Raw genomic sequence first — 24,412 nt, 5'->3', positions numbered from 1 at the left:
ATTTTTTGCGTCAGACTTTGCTTGGAATTTCTTATTTTCCGGTCTCACAAATGAAGCCAAATATGTTCAGATTTTTACCATTGTTGTTTCTTTTACCATTGGTGGTTTTTTCCCAAAACACCGCGAAGCGCATGCTGGAGCATGCTGACATTGCCAAATGGAAAAACATTGAATCTTCCAAAATTTCCGGAGATGGGCGCTGGGTCGCCTATATTGTCCGGCCTTTGGAAGGCGATGCCGAATTGCGTCTATACGATGCGCAAGCCGATAAGACCTATACGGTTCCTCGTGCTGAAAACCTCAATTTCAGTCAAGACAGCCGCTATCTTGCTTTTTTGATCAAACCTTTCCGCGACAGTACGATGAACATGCGTCGCCGCAAAGTGAAAAAAGAGGATTTGCCAAAGGATACTCTAGGTGTTTACGACCTGAAAAATTTCAAGTTGAGCAAATATGGCGGCGTAAAATCCTACCAAATGGCAGAAAAGTGGTCGGGATGGTTGGCCTATTTGCGCGAACCCATCAAAAAACCTGCCAAGGACAGTTCCAAGTTTGTCTGGAAAAAAGAAAGTGAAGAAAATGGCAGTCGACTCGTATTGCTGGAGTTGGAAAACAGGCAAGAAAGGTTGATTGGTTACGTCAAATCCTACCAATTAGCCCGGGATAAAGCCCGAATTGCCTGGCACACTACTGGAGGTGACCCAGAGCAAAAGCCAGGTGTGTACGTTTTCGACGGCGAAACCCGCCAAACCAGACAAGTCCTGGATCAAAAAAGCAATGTCAAGCAACTGGTTTTTGACCGTCCAGGCACTCAATTGGCATTCGTGGCGGATCTGGATACAACCAAAGTGCGGATTCGCCCCTTCCGCTTGTACCACTGGAAAAACAGTGCCGATAAAGCCCGCCAGGTGTTAAGTCCTGGTGCCAGTTTTTTGCCCAAAGATTGGTTGCCCAGTGAGAATGGTACAGTTTCTTTCTCAAAAGATGGTTCCAAGTTGTTTTTCGGGATTGCACCACCTCCGATTTTGCAGGACACCATGCTCCTGGAAGAAGAAATTGTCAACATGGAACTCTGGTCTACCAGTGATTCCCGGATCTATCCGATGCAAAAAGTGCAGTTGGAGCAAGACCGCAAACGATCCTATACCTGTGTAATGAATACCGCAGACGGAAAATTGCTGCAATTGGGTAATCCCGAATTGCCTGAAATCCGCCTGGGCAATGAAGGCAATGGTAGCCATGTATTGGGAGTCTCCAACTTGCCCTATCAGGTGAAATATACCTGGGACACCGAACCCCTCAACGACGTGTATTTGATCGATGTACAAAGCGGCAAAAAAGAAAAAATTGCCACTAGTATTCATGGCAGTCCTGCACTGTCGCCAATGGGCAAATACGTGTACTGGTTCAGTTACAGCGATACGGCCTGGATGGCCTGGAACATTGCCAAATCTGCCTTGGTGAAATTGAGCAACAACCAGAAAACGGCATTTTGGGACGAGTTGCACGATAGCCCTTCCAACCCGGATTCGTACGGAGTTGCTGGCTGGAGCTCCGAAGACGATTATTTGATGGCTTACGACCGCTATGACATCTGGTTGCTGGATCCAACCCAACAATTGCAACCGACCAACCTGACCAACATGCGGGCGGAAAAAACCGAGATGCGCTACATCAAGGTGGATCCAGAAGAGCGCTCCATTGAAGAGGTCAAGCCTTTGCTTTTGCATTTTACCAACGAAACGACCAAAGAAGAAGGGTACTTCTGGTACGACATCCACAGCGGCAAAAAACGCCCCTTGCAGCAAGGCGCATTCAATTATTCGATGATGGTACAAAAAGCCAAAAATGCGGATCGCTGGATTTTTACCCGTGAAAACTTCCAGACCTTCCCGGATTTGGTGTACTCTTCCGATTTGCAAAAAATCAAAACCATCAGTCAGGCCAATCCCCAACAAGCGGAAATCTTATGGGGTACTGCCGAGCTTACCGATTGGACGGCCCTGGATGGCCAGCATTTGCAAGGAGTCTTGATCAAACCTGCGGGTTTTGACCCCAAAAAGAAGTACCCCATGATCACGTACTTCTACGAGCGCATGACCGATCAATTGCACCACCACTGGGTGCCTGGCTACAGCCGCAGCATGCTCAATTTTACTCAATTGGCCAGTCGCGGATTTTTGGTCTTTATCCCTGATATTCCTTACCGCATCGGCTATCCGGGCGAAAGTGCCAAAAACGCCATTATTCCAGGAATTACAGCCTTGGTAGACAAGGGATTTGTAGACAAAGAAAACCTGGGCGTACAAGGCCACAGTTGGGGCGGATACCAAATTGCCTACCTGGTCACCCAAACCAATATCTTCAAATGTGCCGAATCGGGCGCCCCTGTGGTCAACATGGTTTCGGCTTACGGCGGGATTCGTTGGGAAACGGGCATGAGTCGGATGTTTCAATATGAGCATACCCAAAGTAGAATTGGAGGCACCCTTTGGGATAAGCCTTTGAGGTACCTCGAAAACTCTCCAATCTTCTTCATCGACAAAGTCAATACTCCCTTGCTGATCATGCACAACGACAAAGATGGCGCCGTTCCCTGGTACCAGGGCATCGAGTTTTACATGGCTTTGCGTCGCCTGAATAAACCAGCCTGGCTGCTGAATTACAACGAAGAGGGTCATGGACTTTCGAAATACCAAAACCGCAAGGATTTCCAATTGCGCATGCTGCAGTTTTTTGAGCATTACCTGAAGGGAGGCCCAAAACCCGAATGGATGGTCAAAGGAATCACCGCAATCGAAAAAGGCGTCAAGTAGGGACACCCCTGCGTGGGTGCCTCACCGGTATGGAAGGGCGGCCACGTAGGGCCGCCCCGACGGCCGCCTCGATAGTCCGACGCTCCTTACCTAAAAATAAAAAAAAATCCCCACCCCCTCAAAATCCCCGCAATTCCGTTTATCTTCATCGATTATAACCAATAACCCATTCCATGCTGCGCTTCGGCTATGATGCCAAACGGCTTTTCAACAACTTTACTGGTTTAGGAAATTACAGCCGTACACTGCTGAAAAACCTTTCCAACTACTACCCAAATCACGCCTATTTCCTCTTTTCGCCAAAAATTGAGCGCAAGCCCGAGACGAAGTTGTTTACTTCCAGTGTCTCGTTTAGTCTGCACAACCCTAACCGTTACCAACGGCCATTGTGGCGTTCCTACGGCATCAGGTATGCTTTGAAGCGCCACAAAATTCAACTCTATCATGGCTTGAGCAATGAATTGCCAATTGGACTTCCCAGTGCGGGGATCAAAAGTGTCGTTACGATTCATGATTTGGTATTCAAGCACCGTCCCGATTATTACCCATTGATCGATCGGACGGTGTATGACCTCAAGTTTCGGTATGCTTGTCAAAAAGCGGATGCCATTGTCGCCATCAGCGAAAGCACCAAAAAGGACATCATCAATTTTTACCAAATTCCTGCCGAGAAAATCCAAGTAATCTATCAATCCTGCGATGAGCGGTTTATGCAAGAAAAATCAGCCAAACTGATTGATCAAATTTTAGCCAAATACCAACTGCCTTCTGAGTTTATGTTGTACGTAGGTACCATCACAGAGCGCAAAAACCTGCTGGGAATCGTGCAAGCCATGGCTATGTTGCCACCAAGTCTGCGTATTCCCCTGGTGGTCATTGGCAAAGGCAAGGAATACAAAGCTCAGGTAGTGCAATTTTTACAGCAGGAAGGATTGAGTAAGCTGGTTATTTTTACGCAAGTTGACAACGATGACTTGCCTGCAATTTTCCAGAAGGCCAGCATTTTTCTTTACCCTTCTCGACTGGAAGGTTTTGGTATTCCGGTCATTGAAGCGCTTTTTAGTGGCACTCCGGTGATCAGTTCCAGGGTTTCGTCGCTCCCCGAAGCCGCTGGCCCGGCATCCTGGTTGGTAGATCCCGAAGAACCCGCCCAAATCACGGGAGGAATAGAGCGGATTTTAGAAGATGCTTCTTTTCGCAAGAACATGATCGATTCCGGGTTTCAATATGCCCAAAGTTTCAAAGGCGAAATGGTCACCGAAGAAATGATGGATTTGTACGAACGGATTTTGGGTTTGGCCTAAATAAAATCAACCATGGAAGAATACCAGACGGATGAAGATTTTAAGGATGAAAACTACGCAGAGAAACGGCTGCCTCGCGGTGAGTATGAAAATTGCACTTTTGAAAATTGTGTCTTTGCCAATTCCGATCTGTCGGGTACAATTTTTGCGGAATGTACCTTTATAGATTGCGATCTCAGCATGGCCAAACTGCACAAAACCACTTTTCGAGAGGTAAAATTCAAAGACTGCAAACTGATGGGCTTGCATTTTGACGATTGCAATGATTTTTTAATCTCCTTTGATTTTGAAGCTTGCCTACTCAATTTTTCAATTTTCCAGCAATTGAAACTCAAGAATACCCGCTTTAAAGGTTGCAAACTGGTAGAAGTGGATTTTTCTGGAAGCGATTTATCCAGTTCAGTTTTTGCAGATTGTGATCTAAGTGGCGCAACTTTCGAAAACACCAACCTGGAAGCTGCAGACTTGCGCAGCGCATGGAATTTTGTGATTGATCCTGAAAAGAATAAGCTTGCAAAAGCCAGATTTTCAAAAGAAAATCTCCTGGGGCTGCTTGGTCGTTACAACATTAAAGTGGAATGACCGAAATTCAAAGCTCCGGAAAGTAAAAAATTAGTAAGCTCTGCTTATGTTTGATTGGATTTTTTCAACTTCGATAGCCAGTTCCAATGATCAATCTCATTTCTGATACCGTAACCAAGCCTACTCCAGGCATGTTGCAAGCCATGATGACCGCCGAAGTAGGCGATGATGTATTTGGTGAAGACCCCACCGTAAATGCCCTGGAGGCCAAAGCTGCCGCGCTTTTTGGCAAAGAGGCTGCCTTGTTTTGCCCATCGGGAACCATGACCAACCAAATCGCACTCAAAGTACATACCCAACCACTGGACGAGGTCATTTGCGATGAATATTCCCACATCTATCAATATGAGGTTGGTGGATATGCTTTCAACTCAGGTATTGGGGTCAATTTGATCAAAGGAACCAATGGAAAAATAACTGCTGACCAATTGGCTGCGGCCATTAAACCCGTACATGATTGGCTACCCATCAGCAAACTGGTGGTTTTGGAAAATACCTGCAACAAAGGCGGGGGCAGTTTTTATACCCTGGATGAAATTCAGCCCATCCAAAAAGTATGTCAGGAACGTGGCCTCGCACTGCACCTCGATGGTGCCCGGGTATTCAATGCCCTGGTAGAAACGGGTGAAACGACTCAGGAAACGGGCAAACTTTTTGACAGCATTTCCATCTGCCTCTCCAAAGGGCTAGGTACTCCAGTTGGTTCGTTGCTCATTGGCACCAAAGCTGTCATTCGTCAGGCCCGCCGGGTGCGCAAAGCCATGGGAGGAGGCATGCGGCAAGCTGGTTTTTTGGCCGCTGCCGGCATTTACGCGTTGGACAACCATGTGCAACGCCTGAAAGAAGACAACGACCGGGCCAAAGAACTGGGGAAGGTATTGGAAAAACAAGCCTACGTCGATAATGTACGCCCCGTTCAAAGCAATATTGTCATCTTTGACCTCAAAGCGCCTTGGACTGCCGAATCCTATCTGGCTCGTTTGGCAGAAGAAGGGATCAAAGCTTCGGCGTTTGGACCTAAAACAGTACGTTTTGTTACCCACCTGGATGTCACTGCCGACATGATTGATCAGGTTGTAAAAGTCATTGCTTCGATTTAAATCATGATGCCTTATGCTTTTTGAAAACCCACAGATCGCACTTTCGGAATTGCCCAGTGTAGAGGCAGTCCAGTTTCAAACGCTGCCTCCTCAAACGCTCAAATTGCGCACCATTGGCTGGTGCATCACGCAGGGAATCATGCTGTTCGTACTCATCATGGTGATGTTGTTCAGCAATTTTTTCAAGCAAAAATGGCCCTGGATATTGATCTCCGGTATTTGGATTGTACAAGCCATTTATTTTTTTTGGATGGCGCGTCGGCGTTTTTATGCCGAAGGGTATGCAGTACGCGAAAAAGACATCATTCATGCCAAAGGGTACTGGTTGAAGACTCAACTCACCGTACCTTATAATCGCATCCAACACGTTGAAATTGAACAAGGCCCGCTGGCGAGAGCTTTTGGCTTGGGGTCAATTAGCGTATATACCGCTGGCGACAGTGGAGGAGACCTCAGTATCTCTGGCATCGACTATGCTGAAGCAGAACGCATCAAACAATTCATCGCGCAAAAAGTAGTCGCCGATGAGTGAGGCCACTACCCCTTTTTATTTTCAGCCCAGTCGCCAGTCGCCGGTTGCCATCCTGCTGATTCTGGCCCGCCTGATTCGTACCCTGATCGGGCAATTTTGGCCTATCCTGATTTTGATCCTTTTGCGCCGACGCACGGCTGGCAACAACCAGTTTTGGGTTTGGGTGGGGATCGCACTTACTGCCCTATCCGTGGTTCGATCCCTACTGATGTATTTCCGAACCCGCTTTTACATCCAAAACGACGAGTTTATTTTGGAAAAAGGCGGATTTACGCGCCGCCGCTTGACAATTCCATTGGATAAAATTCAGGCGATTAATTTTCAGCAGACTTTTTTGCACCGGATATTCAATGTAGTCAGCGTAGAAATGGATACCAGTGGAGCCAAAGGTGCAGAAATAACCCTCAATGCCTTGGATCGGGCAAAAGCCAGCGAACTCCGCGATTACCTGTTGCGCTGGAAAAAAGACAACCCCAATGCGGTATCCAATGTTGAAACAGAAAATGAACCCTATGTCCCTGAACAAACTTTACTCAAACTGGATGTCGGCGACTTGGTTCGCATAGGATTGAGTCAAAATCACCTGCGTTCAGCCGGAATTTTGCTAGGGCTTTTTGCCAGTTTTGCCCGGGAAATTCAACCCATTCTGGGTAAATCTACCTATCGATACCTCGAAGAGGAACTGGGACTAAATATTCATTTTTTCTGGAGTTTTGCACTTTGGATTGTTGGTTTTTTCCTGATCGTCTCGGTGTTGGCGACTATGGTACTGACCGCGTTTCGATTTTTTGACCTGCGTTTTGTGCAAACTGGAAATGGGTTTCGGGTGGAAGCAGGCCTGTTTACACGCCGCGAACAAGCGGCTTATTTGCCCAAAATACAATTTCTACGGTGGAGTGCCAACCCGCTGCAACGCCTATGGGGTATGTTCAATTTGCGCTTTTATCAAGCGACAGGGGCTGAGATTAGTCGGAAACAGACGCTCCAGGTTCCGGGATGTTATCAAACTCAAATTGATGCGGTAAAAATGGCCTATTTTCCTGCTTCAGCTCATCTGGACTGGAAATGGTACCACCCCAACGCGCTGTATTTTCGGCGCAGAATGGTACTGGTTGGGATCTTTCCACTGCTGGTTCTGGTACTCAAAACCAGTCTTGATTTTAGTTGGACCTGGCTCGTGCTTTGTATATTGTGGCTTCCAATAGTCGCCTGTTGGCAATGGCAATTCTTTAAACGGGTTCGATATGGCCTTACCGAAGAAGGGCTTTGGATGAAATCCGGCTTTTTCACGCAGTCTCAAATCCTTTTGATGTGGCACAATGTGCAGGCAGTTGAACTAGAACAGGGATTTATGGATGCCCGTTACGAGTTGGCAGGCCTTACGTTTTATACCGCTTCGGGAGCCGTGGAAATAGACGCACTCCCGCTTTCAATGGTTCGGCAATTGCGGGATTTTGTTTTGGCAAAAAATGAAGTGCCCAAAGAATTGAACATGTAATAATTTGAAAACAAGAAACTTGCATTAACTTATGTTCATTTTTTAATGCGCGTTTGGTACTTTCCATGCTTTTTTCTACCTTTAACAAGTTTTTTAAGACCGTCTATTACCCATACCTTTGTTATTTTGTTTTCTTTTAGTTCAAGGTAAATCCTTCACATCCTCACAGCGTATAGCCCGTGTAAATTGCAGGCGCAACAAAAATACTCGTTAAGAACCACTTTGTAACTAAACGCAAGGCCTGTATGAGTATTGTTTTTGCGGAACAAATCCGTGCCAATTATAAATGTACTACTATGAGAAAATTTACATCCCATGACAATGCCGGATTGCGCATTGGTCTACACTGCGTTTTGTTGGTAGTTTTGCTTCTATTATTGAATGATGCATCCCTTATCGCCCAACGCAATTTGACACTTTACAACCTTCCTGGCATCCCACAATCACAGACGATGAATGTTGGTAGAATGCCAGATTACAACTTTCACCTGAGTTTGCCCCTCATCAGCAACATCAACCTGGGAGCAAACAGCAGTGGCTTTTCGGCCAATGAGATCAGAAATCTGGATTCGGGAAACAATGGAGAAGGTACCAATTCTTCTTTTTTTGAAACCGATTTTTCAAATTTCATCAAGCAAATAGGGCCATACAATACCCTGGGTTTCAACTTTAACACCACCCTTTTAGACGCGGGAATTCGCCTGGGAAGAGGCTACATTGGCATTCAAGGCACTGAAAATGTCAATACCCTGCTGGGCTACTCCGAATCTTTGTTCCAGACCTTTAGCGAATTGCAAGGTCTGGAACTAAAGGATTTCGAAAATGGGCCGCGCAAGTACTCCGTTTATGGCACGTACCTGGACTTTTCTCACTACCGTACGCTTGGTGCAAGCTACACCTACAACATCATTCCCGGAAAACTCAGCGCTGGATTGCGGGCTAAAATGGCCATTGGTCTTGGCCGAGCCTGGACGCGCAGCAGTGATTTCGACATCGTTGGAGATTTGCAGCAAGGTATTCTGGGGTTGGAAGGCAACGTTGGCCTTTTAATGGCGGGTTTACCTGCCGCTTTTGATTCGACCCAGGGACTGAGCACCTACTTGAAGGGCAGCGGCAACAAAGGCTTGGCTGTTGATCTTGGCGCACAATACAAAGTGAATGACAAAATTGATGTATACGCCAGCATTGTCAATCTTGGCCAAATCGTTTGGCGCAACAATTTAACCGAATACGGCTATACGACCAAGTACCTCGATTTTTATGCCAATCAACCCGATCAGGCCAGCGAAGCCCTTGACAAAGTGATTGATTTTGTGACCACACCTGAAAAAACCAAGTACCTCGGTCGTGTTGTATCTCCACTTCCACTCTATGTTTATGTGGGTGGAAACTACCACATCAATAAGCATTTTAGCGCCGGGGCTATGGTGAATCTGGAGCATTTGGATGGCCACAATTATGTCAACTTTGCAGTCAATGGCAGTGCCAACATTGGCCGAATTTTACAGGCAGGACTTACCGTTGCACAAGTGAAGGGTATCGGAACGCAAGTTGGGGCAGGCGCATCTGTCAACCTGGGGCCGATTCAAATTTATGCGGTTTCAGACAATGTCGCTTCTGCATTCAATATAGGCAATGCACGCAATGCGCAAGTCAATGTGGGATTAAACCTGATTTTTGGCCGCGGCAAACACAACGCCGATGTGGCGATGGCCGATAGCAGCGGGGTAGAACCCAGCGCGATTGCTTCAGCGGATTCTCTGGCGGAAGCCAATAAAATGAAGAAAACCAAGCCAAAGAAAGAAAAAGAAAGCGTAGCTGAAACCAAAGTTCGCCCTGAACCTTCTACCAATAAGCCTTCTGCTCCAGCTCCAGCAGTAACCAATACAGTCCTCAAGCCTTGGGTCAATCTTCGAGGCACTTCCTTCAACGCAACCAGCCGCGAGCAACTGACTGGCGTAACGGTGGAGTTGTACCAAAAGCAAGGAGACCGCGAAGTATTGGCATATGTACGTGGCAACCCTGGAATGGACTTTCTGGCGCCGATGGAACGCAATAAAGAATACCGGGTGGTCGTAAAGAAAAATGGCTTTAAACCCACCGAAGGTGCCGTGAGTCTAGATGAATTGGCAGGCGCAAATGAGCTAAAAAAAGAGTTTTTCCTGGAAACTGCCCCAGTAGAAGAACCTACCCCGATTAGCAAGCCTACTCCAAAACCGACGACAACGGATAGTACAGCCACCAATAAACCCAATGCCACCGCTAATCCTGGGACTCAGATACCTGGTAACATCAAAGCCTTGGGTATATTTACGGTTCTGGTAGCAAGCGACCTGAAGCCTACCGCCTCCGCAGATGGCGTTACCGTAATCAAAATTGGAGCTGGATTTAGAGTTCAGGTTTTGGAGAAAACCAATGAAAACTGGTGGCTGATCAGCTTCCGGGGCAACAATGGTTATGTATCTGCCAAAGCATTGCGGGAAGAGAAATAAGTATTCAAGTTGTCACAAGAACACATTCTAAAAAAGAAAGGCGCATTGGGGAATTCTCCAATGCGCCTTTTCTTTTTATGACAACTCAGCTTTAACGTTAAGGTCTAACAGTAATGGGAATGGTCTTTTCAATGGTAAAACCTTCGTGTACAATCGATAATTTTAGGGTTGAAGCCTGAGTGGTCAAGGCGTCGATCCTAAAGCGCACCCTGAATCCTTTTTCCAATACCGAAGGGCTGGTTGCTCCTCTGGTAACATTGCTGCTACCAAGCGTAAAGGTGGCCGTTACCTCCGGGGCATTTAAGGGCAAATCCTCCGATTTTGGGCTGAGTGCAGGCACTGCTGGCAAGAAGGAGAGCGGCGAACCATTCCACCATGACCGGAATGCATTAAATCGGGTTACATAACTGCCTATCAGAGCCGATTCGGTATCGGTTGAGCGCACATTGCGGTAAATTAACCCTACCGGAATGGTATCCGTGATGATGTTGGTAAATTTAAGGGTATCGGGGATATTGGAAAAATTGGCTTCCACAATCCAATTGAGGTTGTTGGCCTTATTGGCAATGTCGCCCACAATCATGCCTTTGGGCAAAAGATTGGCAAACTGTAGCAGGCCGGATACCAGCGATGGATTGGAACTAAGATTGAGCCGGTATTCTCCTCCTGAATTGATGTAAAAAAATGCGCCACCCAGGGCTCGTCCATAAAAGACCAGCAAACGCCCTTGTGTTTCCAGGGTAGTATAAGCCGTTTGAAGGTTGTCAAACAAGCAGGGATAATACGTTTTCAGGTTGCTGCCTGTGCAAACTGCAGATGGACCTACCGAATCCACCGGAATCGAACGCAAATCGCGCAAAGCGGTATTGAATTCTTTGAGGAAATTCTTGTTGGCCAACAAGGTAATGGCCACAGTTTTCTTTTGGTTGTCCGTCAAGGTATTGAAAATTTGCAACGTAGTGTCCCTGATTTTTTTCAATTGCGATGCAATAGTAGGTGTGCCAGAGCTAAAATAATTGACATTTGGGGTTACTTCATCCCGGATGTAATTGGACACCACTGCATCGAAGGTAAGACTCCCCAGGGTTGTAATGGTATCAACCTTGAGCGTCAGAAAAGTACTGAGGGCATTCACCCTGATGCTATGACTGCCCACAGGCAGGCTGGCTGGTGTAATGAAGTAATAGGTTCGCTCATCAGCCCCTTTTACAAAACGAATGGTATCGTTGCTAGAGGTCACCCCAATGACGATGTCTGCCGCATATACCGAATCTACGATAAGCTTATCGAATTTGCCATTGGTAGTCTTCACCATCAATGAATCGTAACCCGAAGGATCGGGCACAATATCAAAGGTTTCCAAACCACAGGACGGTAACGATAGCAGTACAATACTCAAAAGCAATCCTAAGCCAAACAAATAGATGGCGCTCCCAGAGCGAACTTGAGAAACAATGTTGTTAGTAGTTTTCATCTCAAAGTATGTTAATCTTGATAAAATATGCAATTTGATCGTTGCCAATTTTCTACCTAAACGAGGAAGGGACAATATTTCTGAAATAAGAAATTGTCAGTGATTAGAAGCTTTGTGAAGGATGGGTGTAAAAATAAGCATAATTTTTAACACGCAGAATGGAAGGATGAATTTTGTGACTTTGATTGTCACATCCTATTGAATTAAATAAAATGTAGAGACGCGATTCACCGCGTCTCTACCTATCAAAAAAATCCTGATTAAGCTTTATCTTCTTTTTTCTCGGTTTTGAGCATGTCCAGCAATCTCAAGCCCAACATACCGCCGATGGCACCGTTGGCGCCGTTGCCACCTTCGCCACTGATCAACACATCGGGAATGATTTTGACTTTCTCTTGCCCAATCGTTTCCATTACTTTCATCTTGGTAAAGTTGTCACCACCCATGGCCTCTACCGCGAGGCGGTAAGCTTCGGCACTAGACTGACCCACTGCCAGGGTCTTTTCAGCCTCTGCTTTACCCGTGATTTCGATTTTTTCGGCTTCGGCCTGCGCCATCAGCTTTACTTTTTCCGACTCAGCGGCGGCGATCATCTTGGTGCGTTCGGCTTCGGCAGAGGCAGCAATCCGTACTCCATTTGCTTCACCCGTCGATTTTTTTACCGCAGCATCCGCAATGCGTTCGGCAATCAGTACACCCTGATCGGCCTGTACGATTTGCTTTTGGATGTCGGCAATCGCCGTTTCCTTTTCGAGCGCCTGGCGGGTTTCTTGCGCCATTTTCTGGGTGTCGTAAGTCACTTTTTGCTCTTCGGCCAGTTTTCGGTCGGTCAAGGTTTTCATCAGCGAGTCGGGCGGTACGATGTCCCCGATCAAGGTGTCTACCCCGTGTACGTTGTATTCTTCCAACACCTGACCAATGTGTCGCTTGGCTGAATCCTGGCGTTCTTTACGCGAGGTCAGAAAGGAAATCACATCGGCGTCTTGTGCCGAGTTGCGGAAGTAGTTGCCAATCGTGGGTTCCAATACCTGGCTGACCAGGTTGTTCATGCTGCCAAAACGAGCGATTACCTTGGGTGCCTCGGTGGCCGGGATGTGGATGATCTGCGACACGTCGAGGTTGAAAGGGAAGCCGTCTTTGGAACGCACGGTGATGGTAGACAGGTGTTTGTCCAACATGTGTGACTCAGTGCGGGCACTGGCCCAGTTGAGTACCAGGTTGGTAGTAGGCACCAATTCTACTTTGTACAAGTACTTATTAACGGGATATTTACCAGGGCCAAGAGGTTCTGCCCAAACGCCTTTCTGGCCTTTGGACACAATGTTACCGTGGCGGAATTCATCGCCACTCAAATCGACACCTTCCTTACCGTAGAAGGAGATGACTACACCCACGTTACCAATCGGTATCTGGGTCATTTCGTGTTCTTCGATCTGTGCAAACCAGGGATTGAGGTTGTACGAACCGGCCAGGAGTACCTGGGGCTGCAAACCCTTGTTGCCGCCGCCGCGCAAGAAAGCATCGGCATCCTGAAAGCTGTTGTGTCCGGTCACTTCTTTACCGGCAATTTGTCCCATCTCGATTGGTGCGCCATCCAGGGTGGTGATGATTCCCAGCATGTTCTCCCTGATTTGGGTCATCGGTGCCAGTACGAGGTCAAACAGGAAGGTGTTGATGCGGTACACCCCAGTGGTGATGTAAGCAGTTTGTCGTCCTTTTTGTCCTCCGTTGCGGATGAATGCCGCAGCATCCTGGTAAGCATCGCAGTCTACTCTTTTACCCAGGATCGAGTTGGTTGGCAGTTCATCTCCATCTTTGGCGATCAGCAAACCAATTTGTCCGGGTGGGATTACAGTAAGGTGTTGCAGTTCGATGTGGTATTGCCAAATCCAGTACCAAAAGTGGATTCCAGGCGCTAGGGTTTGAGCCTGAAAACCCGCTTCGCCATCTACCGCGATGATGCGGTTGGTCGGTAGTTCTTTTTTCTCTCCGAAAAGAGAATACTTCAGGGTTACGAGACCAATTTTGTCTTCAGGTACGAGAATGATCCCAAGCAGCCTGAACCAAAAACGGTAAGTGAGCAAAAAAATCAGTACAGCGAGGAAGAGTCCTCCCCACCACAGTGCAATAATACCAACAGGGTTCATGTTGAATAATGGTTTTGTTGATTTTTGGTTTTGTATGACCGTTCGCAACGATCACAGGGCAAGTATGCGGGTGAAAAGAGTGGATTTGCTATTTTATTCGATGACGCCGGATTGGAAAGCGATGAAAGGAGGAAAAAGGGGATTTAAAGAATAATTTTTTGAATATACGTTTGAAAGGATTCTTTCACATAACCCTGAAATGCCGCATCGATATGAGAAAGTATGATGGCATCAAACGCCAGAGCTATACTGATGTATACGAATGAATATTCTGTTTGCGGCAACTGACCTTCGATGATATCCTCTAAAATCAGCTCCATTTGCCGCTGAAACTGTTGAGGAGTAAGCGGATTGGAAACAGTTGGGGCGAAACGTTCTGATAATTGCCTGTTGATGCGGTTGACAAACTGTTGAATAATCTTCAAACGGCGGGTAATCAAGCCATCACGATTCAGGTTGTAAATTTCGATACTCGCTGTCCCAAACGCGCTTTTCCCATGAAGGATTCCATAATGATCCAATGACAAGTGATCGGCGGGATCAACAAGTTCTGGATTGAGCAGTAGGGGCTCCTCATCCAGCATCAAGGGGTGCAATATAGAATGGTAATCTGGATTTGCTGGGTGAACCAAAATTCGATTTCCTTTGATAGGGAAGCGATTTCCTTTGGCACCTTGTCCATTGCAACTTTGACAAGCCAAAAGCAAGTTGGTCCATTCATTGCCCAACCAATAATAGCCCTTGTGTACCTCACCGACCAGTATATCCTTAATGTCAACCTTCGCTTTTGGCCGATAATGTTCAACTTGCAAGGGTGCGCTGTGGGTAATGGTCGACTCGCAATAAGCACATTTCTTATGGTAGATGATCAGCAACTGGTCTTTAACCGAGCTGTTCTTGTAATATTTTATATAAAGGCTGCCATCCTGGGCTGCAATTGCATCCAGTGTCTGTTGGCTTACCTTGGCAGTAGACAAATAGAGCGGAATGGCATCGAAATCCTTGTTTACCTTAATCATTACAGCGTCTGTGCAATTTTCTTTAAGCGATTTTTAATCTCCTCATTTGCCATTGCTTCCTGAAAATTATCTTCTGTGTGTAAGTCTGATAGACTGGTATTGGCAGAAGGAATGATGTCTTCGAAATCAAAAATAGGAGAGGTAAGCAAGCTATTGGGCAGCAACTGAGTAACGTCAATGTCCAGTTTTTCTACTGTAATTCCCTCCTGACTGCTTTGGTGTACCTTCAGCACCACCGATTCTTTGGGCGCACCTAAAAGCGGAATAGGGCTATGGGTACTGGCGATGAACTGGATTTTGGGGAAAATGTCGGAAAGCAAGCCGGGGAGGGCTTTTTGCCAACTGGGATGGAGGTGTACGTCGAGCTCGTCGATGAGGACGATGCCTTCGAGTTCGGAGGGGTCTGAAATTTCTGGTTGGCCTTCGAGAAGACGGATAATCATATCGCCGATCATGGCGATGATGCTCCTATTTCCTGATGCTAGCTGTCCAAAAGATTTTGGAATTGAGATAATTTCATCAAAATCATCTTTTTCAAAATATATCAGCCTGTCATTTACAACGTCAATTTCTATGTCAGCGAGGTTGTTCATTAGTCTCAGTAATAATTTTTTCAAACAAACAGCTCTTAATTTTAATCTTTCAGCTAAGTCTTTGTCTTTTGAGACTACTTCTTGAGAGGTGCTGCGGTAAACCCAATTTTTGAATTCTACTTCAATATTTAAAAGCAAGTTGTCAGTACCAAACAGACTCTTTGATTGATAGTATTTTTGCTCTAAGATTCCACCATTATTGTAAAATTGAATTTGTGTTCTATTTGCTCCGTATGCAGCAATTGGCCTAAGGACTAAGTTATAACCAACATTTTTACTCGCGTCAAAACTCGTATATCCTCCTTTAATAAAAAGAAACCTATCTTCTTTGGGCTCTATATTCCCATTGTTGAATTTGATAACCTTTCCATCTAAATATTGAATACGAATCTTGGATTTAGATTCCTCAACTTCCAAGATGGTATTCCCTTCGGATTTTCCAAAAATTCCCACAAACAACGCCTGCAATACACTCGTTTTCCCTCCTCCATTTTTCCCGGTCAAAAAAATCCATTTGGTATCAGCGGGAATACCTTCTACGGAAGCATGCTTGATGCCCCGAAACCCTTCGATGTTAAAAGAAACGATACCAAAACTTGGCCCACTGTTCATCTTGTCAAATTTTTCACTAAAATACGGTCTTTTCTGGAAAAAGGAAATGGCTACGGGGTGAGAAGCTCTGAAGTCGCCCCAACAGCAGCCTTATGTCCACAAAATACCTGCTGAACCACTGTTGCTGAAAATTGTTTTAGGTTGATTGCATAATAAAGCATAAAATATGAGCACAGGAATTCTGTTTCCGCACCAGTTGTTTGAACAAAACGCACTTGTCGCAAAATGCAGCACCATTTATTTGGTTGAAGAATGGCTGTTCTTTAAGGAGTACAATTTTCACAAACAGAAAATTAGTTTTCACCGGGCAAGTATGAAGTTTTACGAAAGCATACTTCAATCACACCATATCAAAGTAGTTTACATTGATTCGTTCAATGAGTTGGCTGATGTGCGAAAATTAATTCCGCATTTGAAGTCAATTGGGGTTGATACTTTTGAGTACCTTGATACAACCGATTATTGGCTGGAACAAAGGCTATCAAAAGCTTGTAAGACTCATGAGGTAAAAGCGATTAAAAATCATTCACCGCTGTTTTTAAATACTTCGGAAGAAATTGCAGCCTATTTTTTGGATAAAAAGCGCATGTTTCAAACTGATTTTTACAAGCACCAGCGCCAAAGCAGAAATATCTTATTGGAAACAGATAAAAAACCTGCCGGGGGGAAATGGACGTTTGATGATGAGAATCGCTTGAAATACCCCAAAGACAAAATACCTCCCAAAGTTGATTTTCCTACTCCTAGTCGTTTTAATGAAGAAGCCGTTGCGTACACCCAAAAATATTTTGCGGACAACTATGGAGAACTGAATGCAGATTTTCTTTACCCTACCACGTTTATCGAGAGTAAAAAATGGTTACAGGATTTTTTCAAAACCCGATTTTCAGCTTTTGGTGCCTATGAAGATGCCATCGTTTCGAACCAAAAAATTTTGCACCACAGTGTTTTAACCCCCATGTTGAATACTGGCCTGATTACGCCTCAGTACATTATTGATGAAACGGTGCGCTATGCCCGCGATCATGAGATTCCGTTAAATTCTTTAGAAGGTTTCATCAGACAGATTATTGGTTGGAGGGAATTTATCAGAGCTGTTTATGAATTGAAAGGCAGTGAAGAAAGAACAAAAAACTACTGGGGATTTACTCGAAAAATACCAGCTTCATTTTGGACGGGAACTACCGGAATAGAGCCCATCGACAGCACCATTAAAAAAGTTTTGGAAACAGGCTATTGCCACCACATTGAACGGTTGATGGTTCTAGGAAACTTTATGCTGTTGTGTGAGTTTGATCCCGATGAAGTTTATCGCTGGTTTATGGAGCTCTTTATTGACGCTTATGATTGGGTGATGGTACCAAATGTTTACGGCATGAGCCAGTTTGCCGATGGAGGCCTGATGTCTACGAAACCTTACATCAGTGGTAGTAATTATTTGATGAAAATGAGTGACTACAAAAAAGGAAACTGGCAACCTATTTGGGATGGCTTGTTTTGGCGGTTTATGCATACGCACCGGGATTTCTTTTTGCGAAATCCAAGATTGGGAATGCTGGTCAAGAGTTTTGATAAAATGCCTGAAATAAAGCAAAAAGCTCATTTAGATGTCGCCGAACAATTTCTACATTCACTTTGATGAAATCAACTTGACCGAAGCAGAAGACCCTCCCGCGCAAGTATTCTACCCCTAGCTGAAACAACGCAGGGAGCCTCGCCAGGGAGAGCCGCACCTACATAAAGGCTGAACCTACACCAACGGCCAGATCGACTACCTCCTCCGTCTTCTCCATTCTTCCAAAATATTCAAATCCTGCTCATTCTTGATTAGTGCGTGCAGGTGGGGAGGCAAATGTTCTTTGAGGTCGCTTTCGGCCAATAAACTTTCTGGGATTTGCTCAAACAACAACAAACTAAGCCAATCCAGCAATTCGCTCGTAGACGGTTTTTTCTTGAGGCCAGTGACCTCTCTCAAACCGTAAAACAACTGCAAGGCATTGTTGAGCAGTTCCTCACGAATATTGGGAAAATGCACATTGACAATCTCCTGCATGGTCGTTTTGTCGGGAAAACGGATGTAATGGAACAGGCAGCGCCGCAAAAATGCATCGGGCAGTTCTTTTTCATTGTTGGAGGTGATGATCACAATCGGGCGATGTACAGCTTTAATGGTCTTTTGCAATTCGTACACATAAAACTCCATGCGATCCAGTTCCAGCAACAAGTCATTGGGAAATTCAATATCCGCCTTGTCGATTTCATCGATCAGGAGCACCACCGTTTCGTCTGCCGTGAACGCTTCCCACAGTTTGCCTTTTTTGATGTAATGGCTGATGTCGTCTACGCCTTCTTTGCCCAATTGGGAGTCGCGCAGGCGCGATACTGCGTCATATTCATACAAACCCTGCTGGGCCAAGGTAGTCGACTTGATGTGCCAGGTGAGCAATCTTTTGCCAAGGGCATTGGCAATTTCATGCGCCAGCAAGGTTTTTCCAGTACCAGGTTCTCCTTTTACCAAGAGTGGGCGCTGAAGGTAAATGGCAGCATTGACCGCAATTTGCAATTCGGAAGTAGCGACGTAAGTTGATGTTCCTTGAAAAGACATAGATTTTAGGTTGTCTGGGCAACCCTTTGTGGTTGCCCAAATATTGATTCCAAAAATAAACCCATTCGTGGATTTAATGGAAAATATTTTGTGATAGGCTGCAGATGTCTTGGATAAAGCTGGGCGCACCGTAAATAAAAACGGCTGCTCCAGATTGCTCCAGAACAGCCGCTTTATTGCATCAATCCTTTGTAAAAATTACAGTGGATTCTGTACGATATTCTTGTTGGTATTCAACTCATCCTGAGGGAAAAACCATTCCCATCTTGGATCACCAGCCGGTACATCTCTGATGGCAATCAGCGCAGTAAGGTGGTTGGGAATACCGTTGCGGTTCAAGGGAAGGTTCAGGCGCTTAAGGTCGGTAAAGCGGAATCCTTCAAATTTTAGTTGGATTTCAAATTTTTAGAATTGGAGGTTATTATTTTGAATCGCGTATTGAAAGAAAGATGAGTTTTATTAATTAATTAATTGATTATCAATTAATTAAATTTTAAGTTAATATAAAAAATATAAATTTGAGGTGGTCAAAACATACGCAAACGGGGCAAAAATAAAAATTTGGGGTGTTCTATAGATGTAAAAAGTGCCTTGATGAAGGGATGATTCGATGGTAATTTTACATCAGAAATCAGGGAAATATAAAACCACCTGAAATCGAATTTGTCATTAGTCACGAAAAATACATACCTAAAGAACGAAACTTTGTAAAAGGTAAAAGGCTGTATTTCTTCCCCTTTTATAGGAAAAGTTAGTGCCCTTTCATTTTGATAATGCAAAATTGTTCATTGCCGTTTGGTATTGTTTGAACAAATTTAAAATATTTTTTAACTATAAATCACTTATTATGAATTTAAAATCGCTTAACATGGTGCGTGTCTTATTGGCAGTTTTTACTTTGTTTTGTTTGATTGTTGTTGTTTCCTGTGAAAAAGAGGAAGATCCTTTCTCTTTACATGAGAATATAAAACTTTCGGACGAAATTGAAATTTCGAAAAAATGGCTTGAAAAACAAATTGCCGAGAATGAACAAGCTAAGAATTGGAGCCAAATTTATTCGCCTAATTTTGATTGGACTCAAGCTAAATTATTAGTCTCCTCTCAAAAAGATACGGTTGTTGAAGTTCCCTATGAAGCTGATAGGGAATACAAATTTGGAATTGGACCAGCTGGATCAAAAGGAGAATATTGCACAAGCAAATATCTAGAGCCTCAAGCAACAAGAGTTGCAATTTCAATGAAAAAGGGTGTTTTTAACGCAAAGTTGATGCATCTTTTTTGTGATACTTTAATTGTTGGAAATAAGAAGATTTGGTATAAGCCAGAAGCGTTTAAAGACATTTCTTTCGCAAACTCTTTTTACTCATCACCCAATTATTCAAGTCTCATTTTTTATGCTGGACTTGATGAAAAATTCCAATCCTATAAATATTATGAGAAAGGAAAAGTTAGAGAAGAAGGTCAAGCTCAATATAGTCTACAAAATTTTGGAGGCTCTAACCTAAGAAGTGGATGCGATTTAATGACAGTTACAACCCTACGTTACGCTTGCACTGGCTACGATGGTTACCCACTTTATTGTAAACCGTACGTTGAATATTCCTATGTTTTAGTTTGCACAGATGCAAATCCCAATGATTCAGCAGCGGATGATACTAACTCAGGAGGTTCAAGTGGAGGAGATCCTGTGGATACTCAAGAAGAGGAAGTTGAATTACCATGCGTTTTTGATCTTACAAGTTCTTCTCAACAAATTGGCAGAGTTAGTACTTCTGCGTCGCCAAAACTATCTACAGTAACTGCTTATGTATCTTCTAGCTGCCATATTGGAAGTGATGGTCAACCTGATAGGGATTTAGAAACTTTCATCACAAATTCATCTGGTGGGTCAGCTAACATTCAATATCAAGGGAATGATAAAAATGAATCTTTTGTCGGAAGAAATGAGTTCAAAAGTTGTACAGCTAGGCATACCTACAACGTTAGGGTTACTTTGCTGTTAACTCCACATGTCATTAATGTTGGTGGTGGCGGTAAAGGCGTTAATGTTGACATCAATACTTTAGTTCAGCCTGTTTCACGCTATACTAGCAGTAACCCTACTTTTGTGTTTTGGTAAATTAATAGATTATTTAGACAAGGTGACTGAATGTTGAATAAAAGATGCCATCCTAATTCCGATTTGGTTGGCATCTTTTATTTCATCAAAGGAAATAATTAGGGTGAGAATCCATTTATTAATGAACAAGATGCAATAACCCCTTTGGTATTAAAACAATGATTTTATTAAGTAAAGGTCGTTTTTAACTATTAACTCGACTTCCGCCGCTCAATCTCATCCCTAATCTGTGCCGCTTTTTCATAATTCTCTTCATCCAATACCTCGTCCAGCATTTTCGTAAGAGCTTCAGTGGAATAAGAAGCCAGGGGATTATCTGCCATACCAGAGCTTGGTGCTGTGGCGAACAATTCCTCGTCTTCATCGCTGCCCTCGGTGTCTTCGAGAACGACACCAGCAGCGTCCAAAATAAATTCGTAGGTATAAATCGGGCAATTGAACCGTACCGCCATGGCCAGTGCATCCGAAGTACGAGAATCGACCTCAGTAACATCTCCATCTCGCTCACACACCAGGCGAGCGTAAAAAATGCCATCCAGCAGGTTATTGATGATGATCTCTTTCAGATTGATGTTGAAGGTTTCGAGGGCATTTTTGAACAGGTCGTGGGTAAGTGGCCGGTTGGGGGTCATGCGTTCCATTGCAACCGCAATGGCTTGCGCTTCAAAACTGCCAATAACAATCGGCAAACGGCGTGCTCCTCTCTTTTCTCCCAGTACAACTGCGTAATTGTGAGATTGCGTAACGCTATGTGACAGTGCAACTATATCCAACTCAATTTTTCTCATCGTTTGGGCTTATACGATTCCTATACTGAAATGCAGCTTCGCCATTGGGTAGATTAAGGCTAAAGCGGCGCAAAAATAGGGAATTAATCGGAAAGAACCAAATTGGTTTTCGAGGATGAAGCTTTTTGGAGAAATGTACATTCTAGCTATCTTTTTTTCTTAACTAGACACAAGTGATCCGGAGTGTAAACTTTTTGGCCACTTAAAGTGTAAAAGATTCCAGGAAAAGGCATGCACCAGCTGATTTTTGGTACTGCTGCAAAATGCCTTAGTTTCAAGAAATAAATGATCACATTGTGCGTTTTGCACCACAAACCCGGATTTACCAACTTAATTTCATAAATCAAACGCAACTATGAAAAAGTTCTGCTCGATTATTGCAGCCTTATCAATGGCACTGGCAATTGCTTTGCCACTTTCTGCACAAATTCAAACGCCTGCTCCAAGCCCTACTGCTGAAGTAAAAACCAAAGTAGGTCTTACTGATGTCACTTTGTTGTACTCTCGCCCAAGCATCAAGGGTCGGGTAGTATTCAGTGCCGACAAAACTGCGGTGGTTCCTTTTGGTTCCATGTGGAGAACTGGTGCAAACTCTGCGACCAAAATTTCTTTTGGCGATGACATTACTGTTGGTGGTGTAGCCATCAAAAAAGGGGATTACGCCTTGTTTACTTCTCCGGGTGCTACCGAGTGGAAGGTGATGTTCTTCAAATACGATTCTCCAGGTGCTGGCGATTATGGCGACAAAACAGCTGTAGCTACCTGGACTTTGAAGCCACAAAAACTGAGCGAGAAAGTGGAAACTTTCACGTTGGACATCAACGATCAGACACTGGACAAAGCCAACATCAACATCATGTGGGAAAACACCAAAGTGAGCATCCCAGTTAGTGCAGATGTTGACGCTAAAGTGAAGGCCAGCATCGACCGCGTTATGGCTGGGCCATCTTCCAACGACTATTCTGCTGCTGCGACTTATTACTTGACTACTAAAAAAGAGCTGAACAAAGCTTTGGAGTGGATTCAAAAAGCCAATGCGATGACTGCAAAAGAGCCTCAATTCTGGACTTTGCGCACCGAATCATTGATTTTGGCTGAATTGGGTAAAAAGAAAGAAGCCATCGATGTTGCAATGAGATCATTGGCTGCGGCTAAAGAAGCCAAAAACCAGGATTACATCAGCATGAACGAAGCTTCTATCGCTCAGTGGAAGAAGTAAGCGCTCTTGAGTGTTGAGTTTTAGGTTGTACGCCATCCTTTCATGGCTATGCAAAATGGGGTACAACCTAAAACCTAATATAACTTTGTAAAGGCATACCCCAAATCTCGCTTCACTTTTTCGTTGCTCACCTCTTTGAAGCGGGGCGTTTCATCGGGCAAAAAAGTTGGGATTTCAAAGCCTTGTTCTAGCGCTTGATTTGTGTAATAATCTGCTTTTCGTGGATGCTCATCCGCACAAACATTAAAAACTTGGCCCCAAACTTCTTTTTGGATTACTGCTTCAATCACACCTATACAGTCTTCCAATTGTACCAAATTGACGGGGGCATTTCCTTCTGGTACATCGCGTTTTCCAGCAAAAAAACGGCCTGCTTTGCGGTCTCCACCGATTAATCCAGACATGCGCAGAATCGTGGAACTGTCTCCTGGGTAAGTTTTTTTCAAAACCTTTTCAGCAGCAATCAGCCCTCTGGCAGAAGGAGTATCGGGATACAAATCTGAGGTTTCGGTAACCACCGAATTGACATCTCCATAAACGCTGGTTGATCCAATGAAGAGAATTTTTGGGACTCCCCTATTTTGGGCAAAATCCAAAATTGCTTCAATTTGGGTTGGATACCGGCTTTCCACGTCTGGACGGCGACGCGATGGTGGGATATTGAGAATTATCAGATCTGTGTCAAAAAATGATCGATCATTGATGGTTATTTCACCTTGATCAATGATCAAAAGAACAGGTTGAAGTTCGTCGACTTGCAATAAATTCAACTTTTCGGGCGTAGTTGTTGAAGTTTTTATCGCATAACTTAATTTTTTCAAGTGTTTGGCCAAGGGCCAACCTAGCCAGCCAGCGCCCAATACGGATATGGATTGAATGGAATTCAAAGTCGTGGTAAATTTTTGATTTGACAATTCGGTACAATTAACCTAACTTAGAAATCTAAAATAAGTTTTCCTGACAAATAAACAGCACACCCATGCATCCAAAACAACCCTACAAACCAATCAACTGTGATTTTTACGATGAGTTGGAAGCTTTTGCCACTCAGCAAAAAACGGTATTGGTTGAATTTGAAACACCGCAAGGCAACATGCGCAAATGTGAAGTACGCATTGTTAATTTGGAAACCCGCAACAAAGAAGAATTTGTCACCCTCGACAATGGCTTGGAAATCCGTCTGGATTTTATCCACAGTGTTGATGGTGCATTGATGCCCGATTATTGCTGACGTTCAAAGCAGCCAGGGTCGGGCGTTTGGGCATTGCGAGGTGTATTCACAATGTCGATCGTGATGGCACGTGGGCTACTGATAGGTTTGCCATAGTTTTGAGCTATTGACAAACTATCCAGGCGGTAGTCATCTTCATTTGGGCCTTTAAACATTTTATCCCCAGCCTTGCCATTGATACATGGATCACAAATTTCGCCCAGAAAGTTTACAAATTGCCCTTTGCTGATCAAGTCTTGTACCTTTACTATGCAGTTTTGAAACTTCACATTGAAAATCCC

The 24,412-nt window shown here is 44.4% G+C and carries 20 protein-coding genes; 11 read left to right on the top strand and 9 right to left on the bottom strand.

All coding sequences use genetic code 11. The features are described from left to right. The first annotated feature begins 131 nt into the window (after nucleotides 1-131). The 7 genes from ABW391_RS09465 (at nucleotide 132) to ABW391_RS09435 (ending at nucleotide 10,324) form a co-directional block, all read left to right on the top strand. Nucleotides 132-2,816 (top strand): S9 family peptidase, encoded by a 2,685-nt coding sequence (locus tag ABW391_RS09465; RefSeq protein ID WP_353481610.1) that lies wholly within the window; start codon nucleotides 132-134, stop codon nucleotides 2,814-2,816. A 173-nt stretch (nucleotides 2,817-2,989) separates the two neighbouring features. After that, on the top strand, nucleotides 2,990-4,120 hold the full coding sequence (locus tag ABW391_RS09460) for a glycosyltransferase family 4 protein (protein WP_353481609.1): 1,131 nt from the start codon (nucleotides 2,990-2,992) through the stop codon (nucleotides 4,118-4,120). A gap of 12 nt (nucleotides 4,121-4,132) precedes the next feature. Then, nucleotides 4,133-4,702, top strand: a complete 570-nt coding sequence (locus ABW391_RS09455; protein ID WP_353481608.1) for a pentapeptide repeat-containing protein — start codon at nucleotides 4,133-4,135, stop codon at nucleotides 4,700-4,702. An 86-nt stretch (nucleotides 4,703-4,788) separates the two neighbouring features. Further along, nucleotides 4,789-5,802 (top strand): threonine aldolase family protein, encoded by a 1,014-nt coding sequence (locus tag ABW391_RS09450; protein ID WP_353481607.1) that lies wholly within the window; start codon nucleotides 4,789-4,791, stop codon nucleotides 5,800-5,802. A 13-nt stretch (nucleotides 5,803-5,815) separates the two neighbouring features. After that, nucleotides 5,816-6,334 carry a PH domain-containing protein gene (locus ABW391_RS09445; protein ID WP_353481606.1) on the top strand — a complete coding sequence of 173 codons (519 nt, stop codon included), beginning with the start codon at nucleotides 5,816-5,818 and terminating at the stop codon, nucleotides 6,332-6,334. Beyond that, nucleotides 6,327-7,832, top strand: a complete 1,506-nt coding sequence (locus ABW391_RS09440; protein ID WP_353481605.1) for a PH domain-containing protein — start codon at nucleotides 6,327-6,329, stop codon at nucleotides 7,830-7,832. The genes ABW391_RS09445 and ABW391_RS09440 overlap by 8 nt, the downstream gene beginning before the upstream one ends. A gap of 296 nt (nucleotides 7,833-8,128) precedes the next feature. Then, a complete protein-coding gene (locus tag ABW391_RS09435; RefSeq protein ID WP_353481604.1) occupies nucleotides 8,129-10,324 on the top strand; it encodes a DUF5723 family protein in 2,196 nt (731 codons plus the stop codon). Between the two features lie 97 nt (nucleotides 10,325-10,421). Here the strand turns inward: ABW391_RS09435 and ABW391_RS09430 are convergent, their stop codons facing one another. From ABW391_RS09430 to ABW391_RS09415, 4 genes are all read right to left on the bottom strand, one after another. Continuing rightward, entirely contained in the window at nucleotides 10,422-11,798 is a 1,377-nt protein-coding gene (locus ABW391_RS09430) for a hypothetical protein (protein ID WP_353481603.1), read from the bottom strand. 260 nt (nucleotides 11,799-12,058) lie between these two features. Next, complete coding sequence (locus ABW391_RS09425; protein WP_353481602.1) at nucleotides 12,059-13,945, bottom strand: SPFH domain-containing protein; 1,887 nt, start codon at nucleotides 13,943-13,945, stop codon at nucleotides 12,059-12,061. 143 nt (nucleotides 13,946-14,088) lie between these two features. Further along, entirely contained in the window at nucleotides 14,089-14,964 is an 876-nt protein-coding gene (locus ABW391_RS09420; RefSeq protein ID WP_353481601.1) for a hypothetical protein, read from the bottom strand. After that, nucleotides 14,964-16,169 carry an AAA family ATPase gene (locus tag ABW391_RS09415; RefSeq protein WP_353481600.1) on the bottom strand — a complete coding sequence of 402 codons (1,206 nt, stop codon included), beginning with the start codon at nucleotides 16,167-16,169 and terminating at the stop codon, nucleotides 14,964-14,966. Before ABW391_RS09415 ends, ABW391_RS09420 begins: the two co-directional genes overlap by 1 nt. A 166-nt stretch (nucleotides 16,170-16,335) precedes the next feature. Here ABW391_RS09415 and ABW391_RS09410 point away from each other — a divergent pair, with 166 nt between their 5' ends. After that, the gene (locus tag ABW391_RS09410; RefSeq protein WP_353481599.1) at nucleotides 16,336-17,808 is read left to right on the top strand and encodes a cryptochrome/photolyase family protein; all 1,473 of its coding nucleotides are present in this window, start codon (nucleotides 16,336-16,338) and stop codon (nucleotides 17,806-17,808) included. Nucleotides 17,809-17,940: 132 nt separating this feature from the next. Here the strand turns inward: ABW391_RS09410 and ABW391_RS09405 are convergent, their stop codons facing one another. Both ABW391_RS09405 and ABW391_RS09400 read right to left on the bottom strand, forming a co-directional pair. Continuing rightward, on the bottom strand, nucleotides 17,941-18,774 hold the full coding sequence (locus tag ABW391_RS09405) for an AAA family ATPase (RefSeq protein WP_353481598.1): 834 nt from the start codon (nucleotides 18,772-18,774) through the stop codon (nucleotides 17,941-17,943). Nucleotides 18,775-18,972: 198 nt separating this feature from the next. After that, nucleotides 18,973-19,113, bottom strand: coding sequence for a hypothetical protein (locus ABW391_RS09400; RefSeq protein ID WP_353481597.1), 141 nt, complete (start codon nucleotides 19,111-19,113; stop codon nucleotides 18,973-18,975). Between the two features lie 508 nt (nucleotides 19,114-19,621). Here ABW391_RS09400 and ABW391_RS09395 point away from each other — a divergent pair. Continuing rightward, the gene (locus tag ABW391_RS09395; RefSeq protein WP_353481596.1) at nucleotides 19,622-20,893 is read left to right on the top strand and encodes a hypothetical protein; all 1,272 of its coding nucleotides are present in this window, start codon (nucleotides 19,622-19,624) and stop codon (nucleotides 20,891-20,893) included. 191 nt (nucleotides 20,894-21,084) lie between these two features. On the opposite strand, the gene ABW391_RS09390 is transcribed toward ABW391_RS09395, so the two are convergent. Further along, on the bottom strand, nucleotides 21,085-21,681 hold the full coding sequence (locus tag ABW391_RS09390; RefSeq protein WP_353481595.1) for a bifunctional nuclease family protein: 597 nt from the start codon (nucleotides 21,679-21,681) through the stop codon (nucleotides 21,085-21,087). 355 nt (nucleotides 21,682-22,036) lie between these two features. On the opposite strand from ABW391_RS09390, the gene ABW391_RS09385 reads away from it, so the two are divergent. Further along, nucleotides 22,037-22,900, top strand: coding sequence for a DUF2911 domain-containing protein (locus ABW391_RS09385; protein ID WP_353481594.1), 864 nt, complete (start codon nucleotides 22,037-22,039; stop codon nucleotides 22,898-22,900). Between the two features lie 74 nt (nucleotides 22,901-22,974). Here the strand turns inward: ABW391_RS09385 and ABW391_RS09380 are convergent, their stop codons facing one another. Then, the gene (locus ABW391_RS09380; RefSeq protein ID WP_353481593.1) at nucleotides 22,975-23,814 is read right to left on the bottom strand and encodes an NAD-dependent epimerase/dehydratase family protein; all 840 of its coding nucleotides are present in this window, start codon (nucleotides 23,812-23,814) and stop codon (nucleotides 22,975-22,977) included. A gap of 65 nt (nucleotides 23,815-23,879) precedes the next feature. Between ABW391_RS09380 and ABW391_RS09375 the strand changes: the two genes are divergently transcribed. Further along, complete coding sequence (locus ABW391_RS09375; RefSeq protein ID WP_353481592.1) at nucleotides 23,880-24,131, top strand: hypothetical protein; 252 nt, start codon at nucleotides 23,880-23,882, stop codon at nucleotides 24,129-24,131. On the opposite strand, the gene ABW391_RS09370 is transcribed toward ABW391_RS09375, so the two are convergent. Continuing rightward, nucleotides 24,122-24,412, bottom strand: a 291-nt coding sequence (locus ABW391_RS09370; protein WP_353481591.1) for a hypothetical protein, incomplete at its 5' end; no start/stop codon positions are given. The genes ABW391_RS09375 and ABW391_RS09370 overlap by 10 nt on opposite strands.

The organism is Haliscomenobacter sp. (assembly GCF_040403615.1).
In the GTDB taxonomy this organism is placed as follows: domain Bacteria; phylum Bacteroidota; class Bacteroidia; order Chitinophagales; family Saprospiraceae; genus Haliscomenobacter.
The sequence above is the reverse complement of the archived record's forward strand: the minus strand, read 5'-3'. Positions and strand labels throughout refer to the sequence as shown.